Source organism: Pontibacter mangrovi, from assembly GCF_006385705.1.
GTDB lineage: Bacteria > Bacteroidota > Bacteroidia > Cytophagales > Hymenobacteraceae > Pontibacter > Pontibacter mangrovi.
Window position 1 is genome coordinate 1 of the sequence record NZ_VFRQ01000018.1, and the last position, 20,170, is coordinate 20,170.

The 20,170-nt window shown below is 54.5% G+C and carries 18 protein-coding genes; 9 read left to right on the forward strand and 9 right to left on the reverse strand.

Going from position 1 to position 20,170, the window contains the following annotated elements; genetic code table 11:
- Positions 1-152: 152 nt before the first annotated feature.
- The 3 genes from FJM65_RS20150 (at position 153) to FJM65_RS20160 (ending at position 1,917) form a co-directional block, all read left to right on the forward strand.
- Entirely contained in the window at positions 153-698 is a 546-nt protein-coding gene (locus tag FJM65_RS20150; RefSeq protein WP_140623996.1) for a hypothetical protein, read from the forward strand.
- A gap of 90 nt (positions 699-788) precedes the next feature.
- Positions 789-1,172 (forward strand): hypothetical protein, encoded by a 384-nt coding sequence (locus FJM65_RS20155; protein WP_140623998.1) that lies wholly within the window; start codon positions 789-791, stop codon positions 1,170-1,172.
- A 100-nt stretch (positions 1,173-1,272) separates the two neighbouring features.
- Positions 1,273-1,917 (forward strand): hypothetical protein, encoded by a 645-nt coding sequence (locus tag FJM65_RS20160; protein ID WP_140624000.1) that lies wholly within the window; start codon positions 1,273-1,275, stop codon positions 1,915-1,917.
- 68 nt (positions 1,918-1,985) lie between these two features.
- On the opposite strand, the gene def is transcribed toward FJM65_RS20160, so the two are convergent.
- From def to FJM65_RS20190, 6 genes are all read right to left on the reverse strand, one after another.
- Positions 1,986-2,555 (reverse strand): peptide deformylase, encoded by a 570-nt coding sequence (gene def / locus FJM65_RS20165; RefSeq protein WP_140624003.1) that lies wholly within the window; start codon positions 2,553-2,555, stop codon positions 1,986-1,988.
- On the reverse strand, positions 2,552-2,968 hold the full coding sequence (ruvX, locus tag FJM65_RS20170; RefSeq protein ID WP_140624005.1) for a Holliday junction resolvase RuvX: 417 nt from the start codon (positions 2,966-2,968) through the stop codon (positions 2,552-2,554). Before ruvX ends, def begins: the two co-directional genes overlap by 4 nt.
- 82 nt (positions 2,969-3,050) lie before the next feature.
- Entirely contained in the window at positions 3,051-5,471 is a 2,421-nt protein-coding gene (locus FJM65_RS20175) for a TonB-dependent receptor (RefSeq protein WP_140624006.1), read from the reverse strand.
- Positions 5,472-5,477: 6 nt separating this feature from the next.
- Positions 5,478-6,848: an HTTM domain-containing protein gene (locus tag FJM65_RS20180; protein ID WP_140624008.1), complete on the reverse strand. Its 1,371-nt coding sequence runs from the start codon at positions 6,846-6,848 to the stop codon at positions 5,478-5,480.
- Positions 6,849-6,915: 67 nt separating this feature from the next.
- Entirely contained in the window at positions 6,916-8,031 is a 1,116-nt protein-coding gene (locus FJM65_RS20185) for an imelysin family protein (RefSeq protein ID WP_140624009.1), read from the reverse strand.
- 95 nt (positions 8,032-8,126) lie between these two features.
- On the reverse strand, positions 8,127-9,233 hold the full coding sequence (locus FJM65_RS20190) for a DUF4856 domain-containing protein (RefSeq protein WP_140624011.1): 1,107 nt from the start codon (positions 9,231-9,233) through the stop codon (positions 8,127-8,129).
- Between the two features lie 278 nt (positions 9,234-9,511).
- Here FJM65_RS20190 and FJM65_RS20195 point away from each other — a divergent pair, with 278 nt between their 5' ends.
- The 5 genes from FJM65_RS20195 (at position 9,512) to FJM65_RS20215 (ending at position 16,392) form a co-directional block, all read left to right on the forward strand.
- Positions 9,512-11,164: a S41 family peptidase gene (locus FJM65_RS20195; protein ID WP_181163815.1), complete on the forward strand. Its 1,653-nt coding sequence runs from the start codon at positions 9,512-9,514 to the stop codon at positions 11,162-11,164.
- Between the two features lie 283 nt (positions 11,165-11,447).
- Entirely contained in the window at positions 11,448-12,653 is a 1,206-nt protein-coding gene (locus FJM65_RS20200; RefSeq protein WP_140624015.1) for a homogentisate 1,2-dioxygenase, read from the forward strand.
- A gap of 95 nt (positions 12,654-12,748) precedes the next feature.
- Positions 12,749-13,276: a hypothetical protein gene (locus FJM65_RS20205; protein ID WP_140624017.1), complete on the forward strand. Its 528-nt coding sequence runs from the start codon at positions 12,749-12,751 to the stop codon at positions 13,274-13,276.
- Positions 13,277-13,292: 16 nt separating this feature from the next.
- The gene (locus FJM65_RS20210; RefSeq protein ID WP_140624019.1) at positions 13,293-13,670 is read left to right on the forward strand and encodes a co-chaperone GroES; all 378 of its coding nucleotides are present in this window, start codon (positions 13,293-13,295) and stop codon (positions 13,668-13,670) included.
- A gap of 211 nt (positions 13,671-13,881) precedes the next feature.
- Positions 13,882-16,392 (forward strand): DUF5916 domain-containing protein, encoded by a 2,511-nt coding sequence (locus FJM65_RS20215; protein WP_140624020.1) that lies wholly within the window; start codon positions 13,882-13,884, stop codon positions 16,390-16,392.
- A gap of 30 nt (positions 16,393-16,422) precedes the next feature.
- Here FJM65_RS20215 and FJM65_RS20220 read toward each other — a convergent pair whose 3' ends face one another.
- Genes FJM65_RS20220 through FJM65_RS20230 form a run of 3 tightly spaced genes read right to left on the reverse strand, consistent with a single transcriptional unit; the run spans position 16,423 to position 18,160 of the window.
- Entirely contained in the window at positions 16,423-17,019 is a 597-nt protein-coding gene (locus FJM65_RS20220; RefSeq protein ID WP_140624022.1) for an NADH-quinone oxidoreductase subunit C, read from the reverse strand.
- Between the two features lie 33 nt (positions 17,020-17,052).
- Positions 17,053-17,604, reverse strand: coding sequence for an NADH-quinone oxidoreductase subunit NuoB (gene nuoB / locus FJM65_RS20225; protein WP_140624023.1), 552 nt, complete (start codon positions 17,602-17,604; stop codon positions 17,053-17,055).
- 37 nt (positions 17,605-17,641) lie between these two features.
- Complete coding sequence (locus FJM65_RS20230; RefSeq protein WP_140624025.1) at positions 17,642-18,160, reverse strand: NADH-quinone oxidoreductase subunit A; 519 nt, start codon at positions 18,158-18,160, stop codon at positions 17,642-17,644.
- 568 nt (positions 18,161-18,728) lie between these two features.
- On the opposite strand from FJM65_RS20230, the gene FJM65_RS20235 reads away from it, so the two are divergent.
- On the forward strand, positions 18,729-20,165 hold the full coding sequence (locus FJM65_RS20235) for a thioredoxin-like domain-containing protein (protein WP_140624027.1): 1,437 nt from the start codon (positions 18,729-18,731) through the stop codon (positions 20,163-20,165).
- The last annotated feature ends 5 nt before the right edge of the window (positions 20,166-20,170 follow it).

Here is a 20,170-nt window from a genome sequence, read left to right on the forward strand (position 1 = left end):
ACTGGCTCTTAAGGCCACAAAACCTAATTAATCTTATTCCTTCCTTTCTTCTCTTTTAACTCAAGTTAGAATATAAACTCAAACATAGGAAAATCTATAGTGCATAAATGCACCATAGCCAAGCCGTTGGCCAAAAACAAAAGAACAAGAAAATGGCTGTAACACCAACTGTTGCGAATGATGATGACTCTCCCTTTTATAAAATCATGGAAGAAAAGGGGAAAGTATGGGAGAAGATAGCAGGTGAAGTAGGTGCTAAAATAAGCGGCTCTTACAACGCCAACATCTTAGAGTTTGAAATGACTCAGAAAGTGAATTCGCACCAGCTGAGCGTCTATGGGAAAAGAGAGCTCACCACAGTCAACAACAGGGGAATATTTTCTGAAGTCCTAAAGCTGGAGCTAAATGCTGGTGATATAGACCGTGAAAAGTTCTTGAAGGTAGGCGGGGGAGGCTTTCTGAACATTTTCTTTAACTTGTCTGGTGAATACAGGCACAAAGCTTTTGTTGATGGCTACAAAGTAAAATACAACTCCGCATCAGTCCTCGAAAAAGTAATTAAGACCAAAATCTTCGAAATCTCACAGGTGAACAGGTTGAGCGTTGGTGCTGAAGGACTTAGGCTTGAGGTGCGGGAGATACCTGTGGATGCAAGGCATGCGAGGACGATAAGAGACTTTTGGCAAATTATAAACTAAGGAAAGTCTTTGGCCAACCTCATGTAAACTCTATGCGTGGCTAATGCCTCATACAAGGTATACACGAGCCATTGTCCTTAACTTCAAAGTATGAACTTCCTTAACTCCTTATTGTATGTTCGGTATGAAGATAGAAATGCTCTTCAAATTATTGGATGGTGGGAGCTAAGAAGGCCACTCTATAATATTATTGTTTTGGTATGTGGGCTATTAAGTATGGCAGTGATGCACTTACTGGTTAAGCTGGGACCTGGAGAGGATTTACAAGAACCAATTGCAATTGTTGGGTTTGGCTTTTTATGCAACTTAGGTTACTCTCTCGGCTGGGTAACTGAAATAATGAATCAGAAGTCACAAACATACGGACCCAAAATGTTTAAAGTGGGTTTATACTTTACTTTGTTCTGGGTGTTTTTACCAGCGCTGATACATATACTGTTGTGGGTTAGCAGAGGCTTTGAGAGAATGCAGTAAGAAAAACTAACTAAGCATGAACGCCGACGGCAAGTATACTTCGTGCTCTGCCTAGCCAACCTGCTGCCTAAAATCGCTATCACCAACCTTAACTATAACCATGAAATCAAACTTTCTACTTTTAGCCTTGTCAGTGTGTGGCTTTGGGGCACTTGCGCAGTCAAACGAGCCGGTTCAGCCTACGGGTTTGGTAAGTATGACGAAGCTTGAGGCCGGGCTCCAGGGCATTGGCGTAGGGTATGAACTCCCTTTCAGTAGCAAATGGTCTGTTAACCTAAGCGCGGGCCTGGGCGGCGGATATTCTATTGAGAAGAACAGCTATGCCAACGGGTTCCACAGCACGTTCATTCTCAACGAGCCGGTAGCTTATTTCAGGTCTGAACTCAAGTACACCTATAACCGGCAAAAAAGAATCGAAAAGGGGAAGCCTGTGCTAAACAACGCCGGCAATTACGTGGCTTTCCAAACCAAGTATGCCACCAGCAGGGTGTTCGGAAGAAGCGACTGGGGCTTTGTTAACGAGCCTTTGAACAAGACGCTCCTGAACGAGGTGCATTGGGGCATGCAGAGGCCGCTAGGGCAGCGGTTCCTGTACAACCTGCACCTGGGTATAGGCTATGCCAGAGATTTCAACTACCGGAATAGCCAGCTTTATCCGGCGGCAGGCCTTCAGTTCGCCTACGTCATCTCTAAAAGAGGCGGCCATAACCAAAATACGGCAACATTAAGTACAGACACACCCTGAAGTATAAAAAGACCGGCCTGCCACAGTTAAGTAGCAGGCCGGCTTTTCTTTGATTCCAAAGTATAATCTTAACGCTTTTTGGTCATAGACGGAAAGCTCATCTTGTAATCTGCGTCTACCTCACCCTTCGAGATCTTGGAGAGCTTGTTCTTGATCAGGCGCTTTTTCAGGCCGGAGAGGTAATCCGTAAACAGGATGCCTTCGATGTGGTCGTACTCGTGCTGGATGACGCGGGCGGTCATGCCGTCGTAGGTGTCCTCGTGCTCGTTCCACTCCTCATCGAAGTAGCGGATCACGATACGCTCGGGGCGGTACACCACCTCGCGCACACCCGGTATGCTCAGGCAGCCTTCCTCAAAGCCCCACTCTTCGCCGTCTTCCTCCACAATCTCCGGGTTAATAAAGGCCTTTTTCACGCCTTTGCCCTTGTCCTCATCGTCCATCATCGGCTCCGAGTCGATCACGAACAGGCGGATGCCCTTGCTGATCTGCGGGGCGGCCAACCCAACACCGTGGGCGTGGTACATGGTGGCGAACATATCGTCAACGAGCTCTTTCAGCTCCGGGAAGTCCTGCGGAATATCCTGCGCCGGCTCTTTCAGTACCGGGTCTCCGTAGGCGGTAATTGGGTAAATCATATACTTCTGCTTTCTAAATACGATTGTAAAATAATGGCCGCGCTGATGCGGTCTACGTTGCCTTTGTCCTGACGGTCTTTCTTCTTCATGCCTCCGCTCAACATTGCCTGCTGGGCTATTTTGGAGGTAAAGCGCTCATCTATTAAATGCACCGGAATGCCTGGAAAAGCTTTCTGCAACTGCCTGTGGAAACCCACCACATGCTGCGTCGCATCAGTGTCCTCGCCGGACAGGCGCTTGGGCATGCCCAGCACAAAGGCCTCCACGGGCTCGCGCTGCACATAGTCCTTCAGATAGGTTAACACATCTTTGGCATGAACGGTTTCTAATGGGTTGGCAATGATCTGCAACACATCGGTTGCTGCCAGCCCCACACGCTTGGTTCCGTAGTCAATTGCCAGAATTCTGCCCATTAGTATACCTTTAGGCTGCAAAGGTACGGATTTTAATGATTGATAACCACCTGGCTGCGGGCCAGCATTAATGGGCTGTACGTTACAGCTTAAACTCCAGGGTAACGTAGTAGTTGCGGGCATCCGACGGGATAATGCCGGGGCCGGGGTAGCCGGTGGCGCGGCGCGTAAAGTAGCGGTTATCGGTCAGGTTGTTAATGCCGGACTCCAGTGTGAAGCGCCTGTAGGTATAGCTGCCCGAGAGGTCCATTACCCAGTAAGCCGGTATCATGCCCACCACGGCGGTCGGCTCCAGCTTACTGTTTTCTGCGTCCGTGTACTGTTTGGCAGTGTAGCTGTACTGGTAGGCCAACTTAAAGTTGTTTCGCTTGAACGCAAGACCTGTTTTGGCTATGATGGCTGGCGCCATCTCCACTTGGTTTCCATCAACCGATTTATCTGGCGAGTCATACACCGTATGCACCAGCGTAATGTTGGAGAAAGCAGAGAGGCTGGTTGGGTGATCTGCGCCATAGTATAGCTTCAGCAGGTCGGCTTCCACAAAAGTTTCCAGGCCATAATGGTAAGAGTCTCCCACATTGGTGCGGATGCGCTCAATCACATAATTCTCATTCGCCCTGCTCAAAAAGTTGATCCGATCCTTGTAGGCTAGATAAAACAGGCTGGCGTCGTAGTTTAGCACACCACTGATGTTGCCTCTTAAGCCAAGGTCTGTGCTGTAGCCGCTTTCATCCTGCATGTTCTGGTCCGGGAATTGGTTCGGGTTGATCACGCGCATGTCGTTGAAGTTGATGGCGCGGTAGTTCTGGGAGAAGTTGCCGTATACTTCCATCTGTTCGCTCGGCTTATAGCTCAGGCCCACGCCCAGCAACAGCACGTTCCGGGAGCTTTCCCGCTCCTCGGGCACCACTTTGTCGCGTACCACATTCCCGGCCTGGTCAGCCTTCACATCGCGGTAACTGCCGTCGGCGTTCGTGTTGATCCACTCGTAGCGCACGCCCGGGGTTATACTTAGCGTTGGCGTGAGGTTGAAGATGTTCTCGGCAAAAAGAGCCACGTTGCGGCTCAGGTAGTCGTAGCTGGATTTGTTAGGCGCCCCAGTCTCGGAGTAGAAGCTGAAGTTAGCGTCAGCCGCCAGGGAGCCGTCGCCCTGCTTCTGGTCGGTGAAGCCGCGGTAGTAGCGGGCACCCACCAACAGCGTAGAGAAGGAGCTGCCTAGGTCGTAGCGATGGATGAGGCGCGTTTCGTTGCCGAAGTTGCGGAACTGGTCCTGCAAAAGCGTACGCGGCTGCGACAGGTCGTCCGGGCGGCTAATCTTGCCCATAAAGCCCAGGGCATCGCGCTGCGCCAGCAAACCAAAGTTGCGGATGTTGAGCTTGGTGCGCTCGCTCAGGCGGTAGTCCAGCGTCAGGGCCATCAGGTTCCAGTTCACCTTAAACCAGTTGCGGTCGCGAACAGATTGCCGGGCATCCCGCTCAAACTCAACATCGCTTAAGCCGCCGGGCTGCTGCGCCAGGTAGTCCATGTAAGTATAGTCGAAGCCGATCTCCAGTTTCTCGGTAGGCTTGTAGTGCACAGAGCTGAAGGCGGTGTGGGCATCAAAGCCGGAGTTGTCACGCCAGCCGTCGCCGCGCTTGTACTGGTAAAAACCGTAGTAGTGGAACTTGCCTTTGCTGCCGCCAACGCTGTTGAAGGAGTTAAACAATCCCCACGAACCTGCCGTCTGGCGGGTGGTCAGCTCAAACGGCTTGTCCTCCGGGCCTTCCTTCATCACAAAGTTGATCATGCCGCCGAACTGCGTGCCGTACTGCAAAGAGGCCGCGCCGCGCACCACCTCTATGCGGTCTACTGCCTCGGTGGGCGGGGTGTAATAGCTTTCCGGGTAGCCCAGAGCATCGGCCGAAATGTCGTAGCCGTTCTGGCGGGTGTTGAAGTTGGAGGTACGGTTCGGGCTGAGGCCACGGCCCCCGATGCCCAGCTGCAGCCCGGCGCCGTCGCTCTCCCAGATGTTAAGGCCGGCCACTTTGGCAAAAACTTGGCGGCTGTTGTTGGTGGCTTTGTTGGCCGTGATGTCGCTGAGCACCACCACCTCGCTCTTCTTGCCCTCGTAAATGGCGGCGCCCTCCACCGAGTTCAGGCGGGTAATACCGAAAGTCTTTTCGCGCTCGCCCTTCACGTTCACCTCGCGCAGTTGCCCCTCCAGCTGCTTCAGCGAGAAATCAAGTATAACGTCGCTGTTGCTGATGGTCACCTGCTGCGTTGCCGAGCCCCAGCCCACGCTGTAGGCCGTTAAGGTATAAACACCGGGAGCCAGGTCGGCTATGGTAAAGTTTCCTTTGGAATCTGCCTTAAAAAGAGAGCCGGTGTTGGTAAGCAGCACCTCGGCCTGCGGCACCGGCTGCTGTGTGGCGGTGCTGGTAATTTTACCAGCGATGGAGAAGGTTTGGGCCAGTGCAGCCAGCGAGCTGCAGAGCACCAGAGCGATAGTGAGCGTTACGCGCATTGTCTTTTATTTCTGCCCCAAGGCCTCTTGCGGCGGAGCGTCTTGTTCTAAAGGTAATATCCAGGGCTTGGGCAGGAAGCTGTCTTTTTCGGCCGCTAAATTAACGGTTGGGTCGATTAAAAGCCTGCTGCTGCGGCCATTCATCGCTACGTATACTTCGGCACGCACCTGCGCACCGGGTATGCCGCGGGAGGCAAAGTCCTGCTGCAGCATGTGGGCAAACTGCAGGAGCATGTCGGGTTGGGTGGCTACTTGTTTTTCCTGCGTGACGGTCAGGTAATCGCGGTTGTTGATCTCTATTTCGCGTCCGGTCTTAGGGTCGCGCACATAGAAGAAGGCTGTTCCGGTTTTCTCCATCAGCATTACGCGCCACGAGAAGCGGTAGCCCTGCTCGGTCCAGAAAAGCGGGCCTGGGTAAAGTATAAAGCGCCACGGCACCAGCACCTGCAGCACAAAGTATACTGCCACCAAACGCAGCAGCGGCTGCGCCGATACCTCCGCAAATTTCGGGAAAATAGGCTTTCGCACCTTAGCCATACTTCTAAGCCCATTCAGCACCCGCTCATGGAAGCCCTCGGAGAAGAAGATCAGCGTACTGGCCATCATAATGTAAGGGAACATGCCGATCTGGAACAGCACCGCCGTGAGCACGTGGAACACGATCACCGTAAGGTAGGCCAACGGCCGGCTCTTGCGCCAGCTCAGGAAAAATGGAATCGTGAGGTCATAAAAAGCGCCGAACCAGCTGAACAGGTAGGCCACCCATACTTTGTCGAGCCACGGGCCGATGAGCGGCAGGTGCGTGTGGGCCGGCAGCCAGTAGCGCAGCGGCATGGCCTCCAGCAGCCAGTCGGGGTTGAGCTTGGCCACGCCGGCATAGAAGTACACCAGCCCCAGCTGCAGCTGAAAGATCAGCACCGTCCAGCGCGGCACGTGGCTTACCCAGGTATGCGGGTTGCGCAGCACATCCAGCGAAAAATGCCGGTTAGCCGGCACCAGCACCAGCAGCAGCGCCACCACGCTGACAAAGTAGTAGTGGTTGAGGTAATTGGTCTTGTCGATGAGCTCGACGTAGGTAAAGCTCAGGAAGAACAGTAGCGCCGACAGGCGGTAGAACAGCCCGAGCAACATGCCCAGCGCCGCCACGGCCATCATGGTAAACAGCGCATACATGCCTGCCTCGCCCAGCGGCCGCACCCACTCAAAGCCATAGTAAGTAAAGTATACCTTGGGCTGCACGTACAGCTCCGTTACCCAACCCTTAGCCATAAAGCGTATGATACTGGCCAGCATCATACCGCCAAAAATAACGCGGAAGGCCGCCAGCGGAGCTGCGGAAACAGGAGCAGTAAGGTATGGCTTCAGCTTCTGGAGCATGGGTTAAAGTATATTTTTATACTTCCTGCGGTCACACCTGTAAGTATAGCCGCAGGAAGAGGTAAGGTTAATCGCCGTCGTTATCGGTGTATGAGATGGTAACGCCCAGTGCGGCTGGCATGTCGGTTTTGGTCAGCACGATGAGCTTCTGCAGCTCGTCGTATACCTTGAGCACGGCCGGCTGCTGCGTGGTCACCGCCTCAGAAAGCGGCCCTTGCACAGCGTTCGCGGCAGCCAGCGCGGCATCAAACTGCGCCTCAATGGCATCAGAGAGCATCCCGTTTTCGTAAGGCGCCTGTACGTGGTCCAGGTAGTCATCCAGCCCAGGGCCGTTGGCGCCGCTTGGCGTCATGCCCATAAAGATGGCCTTTTCAGCCTGGATGCTCTGCTTCAGCAGCTCCAGCGAGGTTTGGCTATAATAGGCTTCCACTTTGTCTGGCAGTGCGGTGCCTGAGGTGGACTTTCCGGCTGGCAGCCCGACTTTATACCTCTTGGTCACATCGATGTCGGAGTTAAGCCCATTTACCAGGTTGCCCACAGCGCTGCCCACGGCGGTGCCTTGTGCTTTCATAAAGGTAGCGGCATAGTCGCCGCTGGTCCAGCCGTTGTACACGGCCTCCGCGCGCTGCTGAACCAGGTTGGTAACGTCCTGCAGGTACTTTTTGCGGTTAGCTGCGTTGGTGCCGGAAGTATACTGCTCTACCACGGCAGCCTCTGTGCCGGCGCCATACAGCAGGTAATCCAGGGCCGGGAAGCCCTTGGCCGCGTAGTTGGCGGTAAGCTGCAAATCGTAAGTGCCGGAGGAAATGTTGCTCTCGATCTGGCTCGTGGCGGTAGGGTAGGTGTTCAGGTTGGTACGCAGCATCTGCTCGTCTGCCGGGCCAAACTCATACACGCTCACGTCCTGCCAGGCCAGGTAGGCCTGCTGGTAAGCCGTGCGGGCCGCGGCCAGGCTTTCGGCCGTCGGCGAAGCCACAAAAGCATCGGCGGCAGTGGCCATGGCCTCTACTTTATCTTTGAAGTTGCCATAGGCCGGCATGATCAGGTTATCGGCATAGTTTGCCACCATGGCCTGGCGGTCGTAGTCGTTGTCGGGGCTGCTGTCCTCGCTGTCGGAGCCGCAGCTACTGAGCAGGGCCAGGCAGGCCAGCGCCATTACCGAGTATCTTTTCAAGTCTTTCATACTTATACTTTTAAAACGCGAAAAGGCAGCAGCTGTGGGAATGGCCTCTCCTCAGCTGCTGCACTTATCTAAAACACTAACTATTGTAGTAGGCGCTACAGTTGGCCTTTAATGCTATCCATGCCATAAGCAGTGCTCAGGGTGTTGATGGCGTTGCTGATATCGTCTGCTGTTGTCTCGTACAGGTTGGTGCCGATGGCGTCCATCACCTCCTGGTACTTGTCGTCTGTCAGTTTGCGGTCAGACTTGTACTGCAGGCCCATCACAAAACCCATTGCCTCAGACAGGTAGTGGCTTTTCTTCGCCTGGTCTGCTACGTTCTCCTTGGCGGCGTTCAGCTCATGTATGGCTGCGGCGGCTACCAAGCGCTCCCACTCGGTGCGCACGGTGGCGGCAGCTTCCTCTTTGCCTTTCATGTCTTTGGCAGAGATGGCGGCGCGGCCTTTCAGGAAGGCGTCCATGATAGCCTTGTTGCTACCCAACGCAGCGTCTACCTGGTTGCTGTAGTTGGCCCAGAACTGTGCGCCGTCGGTAGTGGCCGGGAAATCCTTTGGGGCGCCGAAATAACCGAAGGCTTCATCCCAGTGGTGCTCCATCGCAGTGCCTTCGTCCTCGGTAACAGTGGTGTTATCCACGGCAGCACCGATTTTCTCCTCGGTCAGGTAGCCGTCCACCGCCTGGTAGTAGAAAACAGCCCCCATCAGGCCCTTCTGGATCACCTGCGCCAGCTCCACGCCGTTTGCGTTCACCAGGTAGCTTCTTTGGCCGTCGGCGGAGGTAAGGATACCGGCTTTGCCGCTAATGGCAGGCGTTGTGCCCAGCAGGCTGGCCTGTGCCACCTCGTCAAAATAACCCTCAAACGTTTCCTGGGCTGTTAGTATGGTCTTGTTCTTCAGCTGCTTGGTAGTGGCCTCGTTCAGGCTGGCGTCCGAGAAGGGGCTGTTAGCGTTGGCATACATGTCCTTCATCAGCTGCGCATCAAGCTGAGCGCCTTCATGGCCGGTTTTGATGTAGTTGCTTAGCTCCGTCAGCATGTCCATCCGGGTGATCTGGCCAGCGTAGTTCACGTTCTCAAAGTTGTAAGTAGACGGCACGTTGTAAGACGGTGCGTCTTCATCGTCATCGGAGCAGGAGGTAAAAGCTACGCAGGCGGCTAGTCCTACAAAGGCCAGGGCTGTGTGTCTTTTGATTGAGTTAAGCATGCAGTGTCGTATGTTTTATTTAGACTTAGTTTAAATAATGGTGCAAAGCTAAGCAGCTTCTATATTAGACCCAAGAGTTATTTAGAATTATTTTAAATAGATGCCAGGGTAGATCTAAAGCTGCAGTTGCGGGCGCAGAAGGAGATAGGCAACTTTAACAATTTTGTATTTGTATAGATAGAGAGGACCTCAGTATATTTAAGGTAAATTTTTGTACTACTTTGCCGTGCTTGTACTGTGGCATTTTATCTACTTTATACTTTAAACATATGGACGAAATGGAGCATGGAGAGGAAAACAGGAGAGTCCGGAACACACCGTTTCAGATTAAGTTACCGCTTTTTATAAGCCTGGCGCTGGTGGCGGGCGTGCTGCTGGGGGCCACCACTTTTTCGCCTTCCATCAACAACCCGCAGGGCACGGCCAAGAGCTACCTTAAGTTCCGCGACATCCTGAGCTACATAGACCGCGATTACGTGGACCCGGTAAACGTGGAGGAGCTGACCGACTACGCCATCGACAAGATGCTGGAGAAGCTGGACCCGCACACCGCCTACATCCCGGCGGAGGAGCTGGCGATGGCCCGCTCTTACCTGGAGGGCGACTTTGAGGGAATCGGGGTGGAGTTCAACATCTTTAAAGACACGATTTATGTGATTACGCCGCTGAGCGGAGGCCCCTCTGAGGCGGCAGGCATACAGGCCGGTGATAAGATCATCAAGGTAAACGGCGAGAACGTGGCCGGTACCGGCATCGACAACGAAGGGGTGTTTAAGCGCCTGCGCGGCCCCAAAGGCACCGAGGTGGAGCTCACAATACTGCGCAACACGGTTAAAAAGCCGCTGCAGTTTACCATTGAGCGCAGCAAAATCCCGACGCACTCGGTAGACGTGAGCTATATGGTGGACAGCAAAACGGGCTACATTAAAGTAAGCCGATTTGCCTCCAACACCTACGAAGAATTTATGGCGGCCCTCACAGGGTTGAAAGACAAGGGCATGAAGCAGTTGCTGCTGGACCTGCGCGGCAACCCCGGCGGGTACATGGACCATGCCATCCGGATGGCCGATGAGTTCATCAACGATGAAAAGCTGATTGTATACACTGACGGCAAAGGCGAGCGCTACGACTCCAAGACCTTTGCAGAGAAAAGAGGCGTGTTTGAAAAAGGCTCGCTGGTAGTGCTCCTGGACGAAGGCAGCGCCTCCGCCTCCGAGATCGTGGCCGGCGCCCTGCAGGATAACGACCGCGCCCTGATTGTAGGACGCCGCTCGTTTGGCAAGGGCCTGGTGCAGATGCCGATCCCGCTCAACGACGGCTCCGAGCTGCGCCTGACCATCTCGCGCTACTACACGCCAAGCGGCCGCTCCATACAAAAGCCTTACGGAGGAGACGCAGAGGAATACGAGATGGACATCCTGCACCGCTACGAAAACGGGGAGTACTTCCACCCGGACAGCAGCCTGTTTGCCGATTCGCTAAAGTATAAGACCTTGAGCGGGCGCGACGTGTACGGCGGCGGCGGCATTATGCCGGATGTGTTCGTGCCGCGCGATACTACCGAGCTGTCGGAGTACCTGAGCCAGCTGTATAACAAGAACATGATTCGGGAGTATAGCCTGGCGTATTACCAGAAGCACAAGCGGGAGCTGGAGAAAATGCCTTTCGAGAAGTTTAACAAGAACTTTGAGGTAACAGACAAGATGCTGCAGGAGGTAGTGCAGATGGCCCAGACAGCCGGTGTGGAGTACAATGAGGCGCAGTTTAAGCGCTCCCGGAACCTGCTGCGCAACAACCTGAAGGCCTTTATCGCCCGCAGCGTCTACGGCAACGACGGTTTCTTCCCGGTGCTGCACCAGGCCGACGATGAGTTTCAGGAAGCCTTGCGGCATTTTAGCCAGGCACAGAGTTTGGCCGCCGGCAGTATGTAAGCGTTAGCGTAGCACGTATTAAGGAGCACGACCTCTGGACAAAGGACTTGGCGAATAAGGTGAAGAGATAAGTGATAGTGGTTGCCCTCCTTAGTCCCTCCTTCCTGAGTGTCCCCCTTTGAGGCTTGGAATCCCGAACTTGTTCCGGGAGGGGTGGGAGGTGACCACTTTATCCGAAAAAACCTTCGTTAAGTAGTCATTTGTCACAAAGACAAAAAAGAAGGTCCTGATACCTGATACGTGCTACGAGTAGAACCAAACGATACCTTAAAACTAATCATACATGGCTTTTTACTATAAACTCGGGGAGATCCCGCACAAGCGCCACACACAGTTCCGGCAGCCTGACGGCAGCCTCTACGCCGAGCAGCTGGTGGGCACGCTGGGCTTCAGCGGCGTCTCATCGCTGCTCTACCACATCAACCCGCCTACCCAGATCAGCCGCATCGGAGAGCCGAAGCCGTTTGCGCCCAAAAGGGCAGAAGGTGTAAAGCTGGCGCCGCAGCACCTGCGCACCGTGGAGGTAAACGCCACCGGCCCCGACTACCTCAGCGCCCGCAAAACCATGCTCTTCAACAACGACGTGGCCATCAGCCTCTGCAACCCATCGGAGCCCGAGATGGACTACTACTACAAGAACGGCCAGGCCGATGAGGTGGTGTTCGTGCACGACGGCACCGGCGATTTGCTCACCCAGATGGGCCGCATCCCATTTGGCCCCGGCGATTACCTGGTGATCCCGCGCACGGTCATCCACAAGTTCCGTTTTGATAAGAGCGAGAGCCAGGTGAGGCTGCTGGTGATCGAATCATTCAGCCCTGTGGAGACGCCGCGCCGCTACCGCAACCACTTCGGCCAGCTGCTGGAGCACTCCCCGTTCTGCGAGCGCGATATGCGTCCGCCGGTGGAACTCATCACCGAAACCGAGAAAGGTGAGTACCTGGTGCAGGTGAAAAAGGAGGGAGAGCTGCACCAGTTCTACTACAAGTCCAGCCCGTTCGACGCCGTGGGTTGGGATGGCTACTTCTATCCATACGCTTTCAACATCAGGGATTTTGAGCCGATAACAGGCCGCATCCACCAGCCGCCTCCCGTGCACCAGACTTTCGAGGCGCACAACTTCGTGATCTGCTCCTTTGTGCCGCGCCTGTTCGACTACCACCCGCTGTCCATCCCGGCGCCCTACAACCACTCCAACGTGGACTCCGACGAGGTGCTATACTATGTGGAGGGCAACTTTATGAGCCGCAAAGGTGTGGACCGCGGCTCGTTCACCATCCATCCCGGAGGTATACCGCACGGGCCGCACCCGGGCACCGTGGAGGCAAGCATTGGCAAGAAGGAAACAGAGGAGTATGCCGTGATGATCGACACGTTTAAGCCGCTGCACCTGACGGTGGACGCCCTGCCATACCTGGACGAAAACTACCCGATGAGCTGGAACGAAGACAGCGACGGCAAAGTGCGCAAAGGCGATATGTTTGACTAAACTGCCTAATGTTTCGTAACTTGCGGCCGGAATAGTATGCGCGTATGCTGCTGTTTTTCCGGCCGTACGTTTTTCACCCTTATACTTTAAAGTTGATGAGAAGAATGATGTTGATGGCGGTGCTGCTGCTGGCGGTGGTGGCTTCAGCCTGCGAGAAGATAGAGGATCTGCTGACCTTTTATGTAAACGAGGAGGAGACCTTTACCATTGACTCGGGCTTTCCGCTGGGGGCTTTGGTGCCCGCTACGCCCTTTACCGTTACCACAAACTCCGAGGAAACGTTTAAGAACAACAAGACCCGCGCCGCGCTGGTAAAGAACGTAAGCCTGAACCGGCTGGAGCTGACAATAACCGACCCGAAAGAAGAGAATTTTGATTTCCTGAAGCGGATCGAGCTGTACATCTCCAGCGAGAACGAACCGGAACTGAAAATCGCTTACCTGGACGAAGTGCCCGAAGGCGCTACCACCCTGAAGCTGAAGTCGACGAACGCGAAGCTGGACGAGTACATCAAAAGCAATAATTATACTATCCGCACCATGGCCGAGATCGCGAAGCCGGTTGCGGAAGACATCACCATTAAAGCCGACATGCGGTTTAAAGTAACTGCAGATCCCTTATAAGATGGATACATTACAAATGAGAATTTCAGAAGATAACAAGTTAGAGAAGATCATCATTGTGGGCGACCGCGTGCTGATAAAGCCTAAGACCTCCCGCGACCAGACCAAAAGCGGTTTATACTTGCCGCCGGGCGTGCAGGAAAAGGAGAAAGTGCAGGAAGGCTACATCATGCGCGTAGGCCCCGGCTACCCCATCCCCGCCGACTTTGGCTACGATGAGGAGGCCTGGGGGCAGGAGGAAGAGGAGGTGCGTTACATCCCGCTGCAGGCAAAGGAGGGCGACCTGGCCATCTACCTGCAACGCGACGCCATCGAGATCAACTACCTCGGCGAGAAATACTTTATCGTGCCGCAGTCGGCTGTGCTGATGCTGGTGCGCGAAGAGGACCTGTAGCGCCCAGGAAGCACCCATAAAAAGAAGAGCCATACTTACCTTAGTATGGCTCTTCTTTTTTTCTAATTATATAGTGATTTACCTATATTTGTGACCTTATAGTCCAACTGGATGTCGTGACATTTAAATTATTTTTGCGCCTAAGCAACCTTTGCCGCTGCAGCTTCATCTTCTTAGATATCGCCTACCAATACCATGTTACTATAAAACTATGAAGCTAAAACTACTGCTGGCTCTTTTCTTCTGTATGCCTTGCCTTAGCAGCCTGTATGCCCAATCGGAGAAGCAGGAGCAGAAGAAGTATAACTACCCCCAGAAAACGCTGCAGGCGCTGCGGGTGCAGGAGGCCCCAAAAATAGACGGGGAGCTGGATGAGGCCATCTGGCAGCAAGCCGACGTAGCCACGCAGTTTATCAAGAACAGGCCCAACCCCGGGCCCCTGGAGAAGCACCCGACGGAGGTGCGTATACTTTATGATGATGCCGCTATTTATGTAGGCGCCATTATGCACGATGTGTCGCAGGACTCGATTTACCAGGAGCTGGGCCGCCGCGACGACCTGGGCAACACCGACTTCTTCGGCATTTTTCTGGATACCTACCTGGATGAGATAAACGGCTTCGGCTTTGTGGTGACGCCCGCTGGCGTGCAGCTGGATGCCCGCTACTCGTCCAACGGCGAGGACTGGAGCTGGAACGCGGTATGGGAGAGCAGCACCAAATTAAACGAAACCAGTTGGGTGGCCGAAATGAAGATCCCGTACTCGGCCATCCGGTTTAGCAGCAAGCAGGAGCAGGTATGGGGGCTGAACTTTATGCGTAACCGGCAGTCTACGCGCGAAGGCTTTTTCTGGAACTACGTAGACCCGGCCAAGGACGGCTTTGCCAACCAGTGGGGGCGGCTGGAGGGCCTGCGAAACATTGAGGCTCCGCTGCGCCTGTCGTTCACGCCTTACATCTCGGCTTACCTGGAGCGCTACCCAACGCAGCTGCAAAACCCAGACAAAACATCACACGCGCACAACTTTAACTTTGGCGGCGGGATGGACGTGAAGTATGGCATCAACGACGCCTTTACCCTGGACATGACCCTGATCCCGGACTTTAGCCAGGTGCAGTCGGATAACCGGGTGCTGAACCTGTCGCCTTTTGAGCAGCAGTTTGATGAGAACCGCCCGTTTTTTCTGGAAGGCACGGAGCTGTTCAACAAAGGCGATTTCTTCTACTCCCGCCGCATTGGGGGGGGGCCCGTTAATGCCGGGGCCATTTACGATGCCGCGTACGAGGGATACACCGTGACCGAGAGCCCCAGCGAGACCAAGATGATCAACGGAACCAAGGTGTCGGGGCGCACAGAGTCGGGCCTAGGCATCGGTATCTTTAACGCGGTGGTGGGGGAGCAGTACGCGGAGCTGGAGGATAAAGAAGGCAACCGGATAAAGCTGAAAACGCAGCCGCTCACCAACTACAACATCGCCGTGTTCGACCAATCCCTGAAAAACAACTCTTACGTAACGCTGGTAAATACCAACGTAATGCGCCAGGGCTCCACCTACGATGCCAACCTGACGGGGCTCCTCTTCCGGCTGGCCAACAAGGGGAACAAGTATGCGATTGACGGCAAGGCGGCCTTGAGCCAGCAGTTTCATCCCGGCGATACGGACCGCGGCTACATGTACCGCGTGGGGGCCGGCAAGGTGAGCGGCAACTTTCAGTTCAGCGCCTCGCATACGCTGTACTCCGACAAGTATAACCCCAACGACCTGGGCATTCTGTTTACCAACAACTCCTCGGAGCAGGAGGTCAGCTTCTCTTATAATATTTACGATCCGTTCTGGAAGATGCTGAACCTGTATACGACGGTGGGGGCAGTGCATGAGCGGCGCTTCCGGCCTAACAAGTTTCAGAACCTGGTGGTGTATGGCAACGTGAACGGCACGTTTAAGAACTTCCTGAGCGCGGGCATCAATGTAAACCTGGAGCCGGTGGTAACCTATGATTTCTTTGAGCCGCGCCTGAATGGCAGGGTATACGCCTTCCCGGTAAACTATACCTTGGGCGGTTGGGTATCTACGGACTACCGCAAGCGCTTTGCCACAGACGTAAGCCTGACCTACCGCAGCTTTGACGAGCACAACCGCCACAGCCTGAGTTATGGCGTGTACCCGCGCTTCAGGGTTAACAACCAGCTGAGCTTTAACTATGGCTTTGAGGCAAATAACCGCTACGACGACATGGGGTTTGTAAAGGTGCTGCGGTATAAAAACGAGCAGGGCGTTGAGTGGAAAGAGCCGGACGTGGTTTTCGGGCTGCGCGAGGTGCGCTCGGTGTACAACAGCCTGTCGGGGAGCTATACGTTTAACAACCGGATGTCGCTGCGGCTGCGCGTGTGGCACAACTGGAGCAAGGTTAACCATACCAAGTTTTTCCGGCTGCAGCACAACGGGGGGCTGGAGGCCTACCAGTATGAGCCTGAGCAGTCGCCGGATGTGAATTACAACTCCTTTAACCTGGACATGGTGTACTCGTGGTGGTTTGCGCCGGGCAGCGAGATCAGCGTTGTCTGGAAAAATGCCTTTGAGGAGCAGCTAAACGAGGTAAGCCCGTTTTACTTCGATAACTTCTCGCACACGCTACGTTCGCCGCAAAGCAGCACGTTCTCGGTAAAGGTGCTCTACTACCTCGACTACCTGACACTGCAGCGCAAGCTAAAGAAGGGATGAAAATAGGTGCCGCCGAGGCAGGCGCAAAGTTTATGCTGGCTTCTCCCGCTTATCCGAAAAAGGCGTGGGCGCTGAGGTCAGCCATTGCGGCTCGCCTTTAAAGCCATTCAGCTCGTTGTGCTGGTCAAAAGGGACTTTAATGCCGTGATAGTACTCCTGCAGTTGGTAGTCTTTGCGGAGCGGATGGCCCTCCCAGTCGGCGGCGCAGAGGATGCGGCGCATGTCGGGGTGATCTTTAAAATAGATGCCGAGCATATCAAACACCTCGCGCTCGTGCCAGTCGGCGGTGCGCCAGATGTGGCTGACGGTAGGCACCTGCGGGATAGCTTGCTCCGCCGTACTGTTGCGCGGCAGCTGCACTTTCAGCGTCAGGTGATGATCGTAAGGGATAGAGTATAAAGTATAAGTCACCTCCATAGTGCCAGCTTCGGGGCCGTTGTCCATACCTGTCAGGCAGGAGAGGAAGTCGAAGTAAGTTTGCGCGTTATCATGCAGCTCCAGGCATACTTCGGGCAGGCGCTCGGTTTGCAGCACCAGGTAGGGCTGCAGCGCATCAGCCTTGGCCTCCAGTATAACCTCTGCGCCAAACTTATCAAGTATAAAATCCTGTAGCTCTCCGAAATTCATAATTCTGATTGAGTGAATTAGCGATTGAGTGAATTAGGAAACTGCTCCCTTATCGGCATCTGCCACGGGCTGTTCCTGCTGCGCGCGCTTCGCCATGATCTGCTGCACGGCTCGGGGCTCCCGTATGGTTTCTTTCCGGATGATCTCCTGTAGCTTCAAAAAGCCGCCGATCAGCGCCTCCGGCCTTGGCGGGCAGCCCGGCACGTATACATCCACGGGTATAATTCTGTCCACGCCTTTTACCACATGGTAGCCATGCTCCCAGTAGGGGCCCCCGCAGTTAGAGCAGCTGCCCATGGATATTACGTAGCGCGGCTCCGGCATCTGCTCGTACAGGCGGCGCACGCGGTCGGCCATCTTAAACGTAACCGTGCCGGCCACAATCATCACATCCGACTGTCGCGGAGAGGCTCTGGGTATGATGCCGAAGCGGTCCAGGTCGTAGCCGGAGGCGTAGGCGCCCATCATCTCGATGGCGCAGCATGCCAGGCCGAAGCCCATCGGGAACAGCGAGGTCAGTCGCGCCCAGTTAAGCAGGTCGTCCAGCTTGGTGATTACAATGCCGCCTTCTCCGGTCTTATCCACGTTTTAGAATTAGGAATGATGAATGACTAATCAAGAATTATACTTCGTTTGCCCTTTGCCCTGTGTCTTTTGCCGCAGTGCCATACTTTCGCTCGTTCACGCGTTGGTATACGTCCATCGGTATGTTAGAGCGGCTCTGCGGCAGCACCGGCTTCGGTTTTATCCAGTCTAAATGCCCTTTGGCCCAGGCATACGCCAGCCCCAGCACCAGCACCCCAATAAAGATGAACATCTCTGCCAGCGAAAACCATCCCCACACGCCGTCTGTGGCCTCTATTAATTCGCGGCGGCCAAACACCGTGGCCCACGGGAACAGGAAGGCCAGCTCCACATCAAAAATAATAAAAATGAGCGCCACCACGTAAAAGCGCGGGTTAAACTGCACCCAGGCGTTCCCAATCGGCTCCTCACCCGACTCATAAGTAGTTAGCTTCTCCGGGTTAGGGCGGCTGGGGCGGATAATCCTGGCTGTAAGTAAGCCGATCACCACAAAAATAGCCCCGCCTACCAAAAAAAGCAGGATGGTTCCGAAGTCTGAGATATAGTTTTCTGCCATTGTGCTGCAGCTGTTTAGGCAAATTTACGATAAAATTGTTTGAATACCCTATCAACCTCCTGGCGCAAGCGTCCGCTTGTGCTTTTAGACTTCCATAGCCGCCGCTTTCTGCAACTAGAGGCAAGCTATACTTTCTAGCGGCTGTTCATCCTCAGTCTTACATAGCTATCGTTGTATTGCTTACTTGGCTCCCTCCAAGGCCGGGAGGCCTCGCCTTCGGGCATCGCGCTGTGTGCCTGAAGCTGCCTCCGCGCTGCTCCGGCTGCCGCGTTCGCGGCACCGCAACATGCACAAGGCGCTCAACCCAAAGGCTGGGATCATTTTTAGATAGCCACTGCTGACGGAGCTTGAACCTGGCTCCCTCCCCTGTTCTTAGGGGTGGTTGGAAAGGGCTAGAAGGAGAATTGTCAACGAGCAATTCCCCTCCTCGGAGGGGCAGGGGTGGTTGGACCCGACACTGCAAACCTCCCGCTCCTGTTCTTAGGGGAGGACCTGACCGGAGTAAACAAAACGCCTCTTAAACCTGTAACAATTAAAGCACCCTGTACTCACTAATCATACTTTTATTATGCTTACCGGACGCGTAAACGCACCAGAGATAAACACCGAACATGGCTGGCTCAACACCGACAGGAGCTGGTCTATCAAAGACTTTCAGGGGAAGATCGTGCTGCTGGATTTTTGGACCTTTGGCTGCATTAACTGCCAGCACATTGTGCCCGACCTGAAGCGGCTGGAGGAGGAGTATGCTGAGGTGCTGGTGGTGATAGGGATACATTCTGCCAAGTTTGATGCCGAGAAGCGGAGTGACACCATCCTACAGGCAATCCGGAAGTTTGGTATTGAGCACCCGGTGGTAAACGACGCAGACTACAAAATATGGAACCAGTACGGCGTGCGCGCCTGGCCCACCACTGTGCTGATAGACCCGAACGGCAAAGTGATCGGGCAGCATGCCGGCGAAAAGGTATATGACACGGTGCGGCCCTACATTCAGAAGCTGAAGGAAGAGTATAAGGAGGTGCTGAATCATGAGCCGATCCGTTTCCACGTGGAGCATGCGCCGGCGCAGGAGGAGCGTTTATACTTCCCATCCAAGCTGATCAGTGATGCCGAAGGCAACGTCTACCTCTCCGACAGCGGCCATAACCGCATCCTGAAACTAAACCAACAGGGGCAGGTGCTGGAGGTAATCGGCAGCGGGGCGCAGGGCTTCAGGAACGGCAGCTACGCAGAGGCCACGTTTTATGAGCCGCACGGACTGGCGCTGCATGAAAGTATACTTTATGTGGCCGATGCCAAGAACAACGCCATCCGCAAAATAGACCTGCAGGCAAAGCAGGTATACACGGCAGCCGGCACCGGTGAGTTAGGCTATTACTTCCTGGATGATAAACTGAACGAGCCTGTAATCCCGAACAGCCCCTGGGATTTGTACATCTATGGCAGCAGCCTGTTTATCGCCAGCGCCGGCAACCACCAGATTCTGCGCCTGGACCTGGCTACGGAGAAAGTATACCGTTTTGCCGGCAGTGGCCGCGAGGCACTTACCGATGGCCCGCTACACGAAGCAGCCTTTAACCAGCCTAGTGGCCTGGCCATTAACGGACCGGTGCTTTATGTGGCCGATGCCGAAGCCAGCGCTATCCGCACCGTAAACACGGAAACCGGCATGGTGCTTACCCCGCTTGGCCGCGGGCTGTTTGACTTTGGCGACGTGGACGGCGACACGGACGATGCGCTGCTGCAGCACTGTGTGGGCCTGGAGGTAATAGACACCGACGTATACATTGCGGACACCTACAACGGCAAGGTAAAAGTACTGGACATGCAGCGGCAGCGGGTGCGCACCCTTGCCAGCGGCTTCCACGAGCCCAACGACATCATCTTCCTGAACGGACAGCTTTGGGTAACCAGCACCAACAGCCACCAATTATTTACAGTGGATATACACTCTGGCGAGAAGCAGGAGGTGCAGGTGCGCTTTGCGCCTGCCAACGTATAAACCAG

Excerpts from the sequence above, each read along its gene's own strand:
- FJM65_RS20205 (WP_140624017.1), top strand. The coding sequence starts at position 12,749 with ATGAGAAGAATGATGTTGATGGCGGTGCTGCTGCTGGCGGTGGTGGCT.
- FJM65_RS20210 (WP_140624019.1), top strand. The coding sequence starts at position 13,293 with ATGAGAATTTCAGAAGATAACAAGTTAGAGAAGATCATCATTGTGGGC.
- FJM65_RS20195 (WP_181163815.1), top strand. The coding sequence starts at position 9,512 with ATGGAGCATGGAGAGGAAAACAGGAGAGTCCGGAACACACCGTTTCAG.
- FJM65_RS20235 (WP_140624027.1), top strand. The coding sequence starts at position 18,729 with ATGCTTACCGGACGCGTAAACGCACCAGAGATAAACACCGAACATGGC.
- FJM65_RS20155 (WP_140623998.1), top strand. The coding sequence starts at position 789 with ATGAACTTCCTTAACTCCTTATTGTATGTTCGGTATGAAGATAGAAAT.
- FJM65_RS20190 (WP_140624011.1), bottom strand. The coding sequence starts at position 9,233 with ATGCTTAACTCAATCAAAAGACACACAGCCCTGGCCTTTGTAGGACTA.
- FJM65_RS20230 (WP_140624025.1), bottom strand. The coding sequence starts at position 18,160 with ATGGCAGAAAACTATATCTCAGACTTCGGAACCATCCTGCTTTTTTTG.
- FJM65_RS20220 (WP_140624022.1), bottom strand. The coding sequence starts at position 17,019 with ATGAATTTCGGAGAGCTACAGGATTTTATACTTGATAAGTTTGGCGCA.
- def (WP_140624003.1), bottom strand. The coding sequence starts at position 2,555 with ATGATTTACCCAATTACCGCCTACGGAGACCCGGTACTGAAAGAGCCG.
- ruvX (WP_140624005.1), bottom strand. The coding sequence starts at position 2,968 with ATGGGCAGAATTCTGGCAATTGACTACGGAACCAAGCGTGTGGGGCTG.
- FJM65_RS20180 (WP_140624008.1), bottom strand. The coding sequence starts at position 6,848 with ATGCTCCAGAAGCTGAAGCCATACCTTACTGCTCCTGTTTCCGCAGCT.
- FJM65_RS20160 (WP_140624000.1), top strand. The coding sequence starts at position 1,273 with ATGAAATCAAACTTTCTACTTTTAGCCTTGTCAGTGTGTGGCTTTGGG.
- FJM65_RS20185 (WP_140624009.1), bottom strand. The coding sequence starts at position 8,031 with ATGAAAGACTTGAAAAGATACTCGGTAATGGCGCTGGCCTGCCTGGCC.
- FJM65_RS20150 (WP_140623996.1), top strand. The coding sequence starts at position 153 with ATGGCTGTAACACCAACTGTTGCGAATGATGATGACTCTCCCTTTTAT.
- FJM65_RS20200 (WP_140624015.1), top strand. The coding sequence starts at position 11,448 with ATGGCTTTTTACTATAAACTCGGGGAGATCCCGCACAAGCGCCACACA.
- FJM65_RS20215 (WP_140624020.1), top strand. The coding sequence starts at position 13,882 with ATGAAGCTAAAACTACTGCTGGCTCTTTTCTTCTGTATGCCTTGCCTT.
- FJM65_RS20175 (WP_140624006.1), bottom strand. The coding sequence starts at position 5,471 with ATGCGCGTAACGCTCACTATCGCTCTGGTGCTCTGCAGCTCGCTGGCT.